The sequence below is a fragment of the Anoxybacillus thermarum genome (assembly GCF_000836725.1).
GTDB lineage: Bacteria > Bacillota > Bacilli > Bacillales > Anoxybacillaceae > Anoxybacillus > Anoxybacillus thermarum.
The window spans coordinates 1-4,075 of sequence record NZ_JXTH01000102.1 but is presented as its reverse complement, the minus strand read 5'-3'; the positions used below and the strand labels follow the sequence as shown (position 1 = coordinate 4,075).

At 43.2% G+C, this 4,075-nt stretch carries 2 protein-coding genes and 2 pseudogenes; all 4 read left to right on the top strand.

The window, feature by feature from the left end:
• Positions 1-145: pseudogene (locus tag LH47_RS15715) on the top strand (UPF0236 family protein); the annotation flags it as partial.
• Between the two features lie 284 nt (positions 146-429).
• Positions 430-699, top strand: a complete 270-nt coding sequence (rpsO, locus tag LH47_RS14270) for a 30S ribosomal protein S15 (RefSeq protein ID WP_003394805.1) — start codon at positions 430-432, stop codon at positions 697-699.
• Between the two features lie 109 nt (positions 700-808).
• Entirely contained in the window at positions 809-2,917 is a 2,109-nt protein-coding gene (gene pnp, locus LH47_RS14265; RefSeq protein ID WP_043968617.1) for a polyribonucleotide nucleotidyltransferase, read from the top strand.
• A 156-nt stretch (positions 2,918-3,073) separates the two neighbouring features.
• A pseudogene (locus LH47_RS14260) lies at positions 3,074-3,784 on the top strand (polysaccharide deacetylase family protein); the annotation flags it as partial.
• Between the last annotated feature and the right edge of the window lie 291 nt (positions 3,785-4,075).

The following is a 4,075-nucleotide window of genomic DNA, read 5'->3' as shown; positions in this document are numbered from 1 at the left end:
GTCCAAGCGGGTTGAACAGGCCAAACGGAAGGCAGGACGGTTGTGGGCAGATGTGGTGCGTCAGAATCTACCGTGTCTGCAGCGGTCATCCGGGACGCCGATCCATCAAGCGTTGTCGGCGCTTCGGGATTTTGGTTGGGTGTAAAAAAATGGAATACAATATCATCACTTCAAGATGAGGGATGAGAGTCCAAAAGCGCTTACGATATCAATTCCTGAAAATGGTTCGCTAACTAGTGATTGACAACACCCGTAGTGAACCGAAAAAATGTTCTCCACAAAGTCTTGACTGACTCTATTTTCAAAATCCCCTTGCATTTTATCGGAAAAACATGTATTCTATTTAATGTATGTTAACCATTGCTGGGCAAGACGAGTCACCGCCGTTTGCTCGGTAACTGGGGTTGAAAAAAGAGGAGGTGAACAAGGATGGCATTAACACAAGAGCGTAAAAACGAGATCATCAACCAGTTCAAAATTCACGAAACTGACACAGGTTCTCCAGAAGTACAAGTTGCTATCCTTACAGAGCAAATTAACAACTTGAACGAACATTTACGTGTTCATCGTAAAGACCATCATTCTCGTCGTGGTCTTTTGAAAATGGTTGGTCGTCGTCGTAACTTACTTACGTATTTACGCAACAAAGACATCAACCGTTATCGTGAATTGATTAACAAACTCGGATTACGCCGATAAGTAAAAAGCGGGAGCATTCCCGCTTTTTATTAGTATTTGCGCCGATATTTGCTTATACTAAAACAAATATGATTTTTTATTTGTACATAGAGAGGGGTACTCGGTTTATATGGAACAAGAAAAACATGTGTTTTCGATCGACTGGGCAGGTCGGCCGTTGACCGTTGAAATTGGCGAATTAGCCAAACAAGCAAACGGCGCTGTATTAGTGCGATACGGCGATACGGTCGTATTAAGTACAGCGACAGCATCGAAAGAACCAAAAAGCGTCGACTTTTTCCCATTAACAGTAAATTATGAAGAACGTTTATACGCTGTTGGTAAAATTCCAGGGGGATTCATTAAGCGTGAAGGACGTCCAAGTGAAAAAGCCATTTTAGCTAGCCGTCTCATCGACCGTCCGATTCGGCCATTATTTGCTGAAGGATTTCGAAATGAAGTGCAAGTTGTCAGCATGGTGATGAGCGTTGATCAAGACTGCTCACCAGAAATGGCGGCAATGTTTGGCTCTTCGCTTGCGTTAACGATTTCTGATATCCCATTTGAAGGACCGATCGCTGGGGTGACAGTTGGTCGTGTGAACGGTGAATTTGTGATTAACCCGTCTGTCGCGCAAATGGAACAAAGCGATATGCATCTTGTCGTTGCTGGAACGAAAGATGCGATTAACATGGTTGAAGCAGGGGCCAATGAAGTGCCAGAAGAAGTTATGCTTGAAGCGATTATGTTTGGACATGAAGAAATTAAGCGGCTCATCGCATTCCAAGAGGACATTGCCACAAAAGTTGGCAAAGAGAAGATGAAAGTCGTTCTGTATGAACTCGATGCCCAGCTTGAAGCGAACATTCGTGCTCGCGTAGAAGGAGAAGTGAAACGTGCGGTTCAAGTACCTGAAAAATTAGCGCGCGAAGCAGCAATTGAACAATTAAAAGCAGAAGTTGTAGCGGCGTACGAACAACAAGAAGCAGATGAAGAAACAATAAAGCAAGTAAAAGAAATTTTACATAAACTTGTGAAAGAAGAAGTGCGTCGCTTGATTACGGAAGAAAAAGTGCGTCCAGATGGACGAAAAGTAGATGAAATTCGTCCGCTTTCATCAGCCGTTGGACTTTTACCACGCACGCACGGATCAGGCTTGTTTACACGAGGACAAACACAAGCGCTTAGCGTATGTACACTCGGTGCACTTGGTGATGTGCAAATTTTAGATGGACTTGGTATTGAAGAAACAAAACGGTTTATGCACCATTATAACTTCCCACCATTTTCAGTCGGAGAAACGGGAGCGATGCGTGGACCAGGACGTCGTGAAATCGGTCACGGAGCGCTTGGCGAGCGCGCACTTGAGCCGGTTATTCCATCTGAAAAAGAGTTTCCGTACACGATTCGCCTCGTATCGGAAGTGTTAGAATCAAACGGTTCGACATCTCAAGCGAGCATTTGTGCGAGCACATTGGCCATGATGGATGCGGGTGTGCCGATTAAAGCGCCAGTGGCTGGTATTGCGATGGGGCTTGTGAAAAGCGGTGAACACTATACGATTTTAACAGATATTCAAGGCATGGAAGATCATCTCGGTGATATGGACTTTAAAGTAGCAGGAACAGAAAAGGGAGTCACTGCTTTACAGATGGATATTAAAATTAAAGGTTTATCGCGTGAAATTTTAGAAGAAGCGTTGCAACAGGCGCGCAAAGGTCGCCTTGAAATTTTAAAACATATGATGCAAACGATTAGCGAACCGCGCAAAGAGCTATCTAAATATGCACCGAAAATTTTAACGATGCAAATTAATCCAGATAAAATTCGTGACGTCATCGGTCCAAGCGGAAAACAAATCAACAAAATTATTGAAGAAACTGGCGTAAAAATTGATATTGAACAAGATGGAACGATCTTCATTTCATCTGTAAACGAAGATATGAATCAAAAAGCGAAAAAGATTATTGAAGATATCGTTCGTGAAGTGGAAGTTGGACAAGTGTACTTAGGAAAAGTGAAACGAATTGAAAAATTTGGTGCATTTGTCGAATTGTTTAGCGGAAAAGACGGTCTCGTACACATTTCAGAATTGGCGGAGGAACGTGTCGGAAAAGTGGAAGATGTCGTTTCTATCGGCGATGAAATTTTAGTGAAAGTAACGGAAATCGATAAACAAGGCCGTGTAAATTTATCGCGAAAAGCGGTATTGCGCGATCAAAAAGAAGCCGAGCAATAAAAACGGAGCCTTGGGTTCACATTCCCTTGGCTTCTTTGCTGTGTGTAAAATTTTTTTGCGCTCGTTCTACCTTGTCCCTCATGCACATACCCTCTTTATTAGAAAAGGAGGGGACGAAGTGTGCAGCGTGCATTCTTTTTAGTCATGATCATATGTATGGCGGCGATCATCGTGCAAAATCCGTGGACGACGACGTATATCCACGAATTACGGCATATAACAGCAGCGAAACAAAGCGATCCGTTATACATTCAAATTATGGAACGGGCAAAACAATACAATATTCCTGCGCAAAACGCGAAAGTCGATCGCGTTTGGAAGGCGATTCCTGGCTACAACGGATTAGAAGTAGACGTTGAGGCATCATATAAACAAATGAAACGGAACGGAACATTTTCAGAAAAACAACTTGTATACAAACAAGTATCACCGACTATTCACTTGCATGATTTGCCTCCATCACCGATTTATCGGGGGCATCCAGATAAGCCGATGGTTTCTTTTTTAATTAATGTTGCATGGGGAAGTGAACATATCCCAAACATGTTACATATTCTTGAAAAATACAACGTTCGTGCCACATTTTTTTTAGAAGGTCGCTGGGTGAAAGAACATCCCCAACTTGCAAAAATGATTGCAGATGCTGGTCATGAAATTGGCAATCATTCATACAACCATCCAGATTTAAAAACGATGAGTAAACAATCGATTCGTGAACAAATCGCCAAAACAAATGATGCCATTGAAGCAGCGACAGGAGTGAAACCCCGCTTATTTGCTCCGCCAAGCGGTAGCTATCGCGACGATGTCGTGCATATCGCCCATGAGCTTGGGATGTACACGATTTTATGGACAGTCGATAGTGTGAGTAAAATATTTGTGGGTGACATTCAGGAATGATTCCCCGACGAGGGTTGCGAACTTTTGTTCGCGACGCTCGTCGGGGCCACCAAGCGAAGCGCGGTAGAAAAAAGCAAATGTCATGCAAAAAGGACTCTCTCCCTGCTATGATGGTGATGACCAACATCAATAAAACAGGAGGGAGAGAGTCCATGAAACATTTTACCACAGAATGGCCTTTATTAAAAGAGCTGGAGGAACAATTAGTCAGAACTCTTCAAAAGGTGTTCGCTGTCTTGTTGGCGGCCCTTTTGGAGG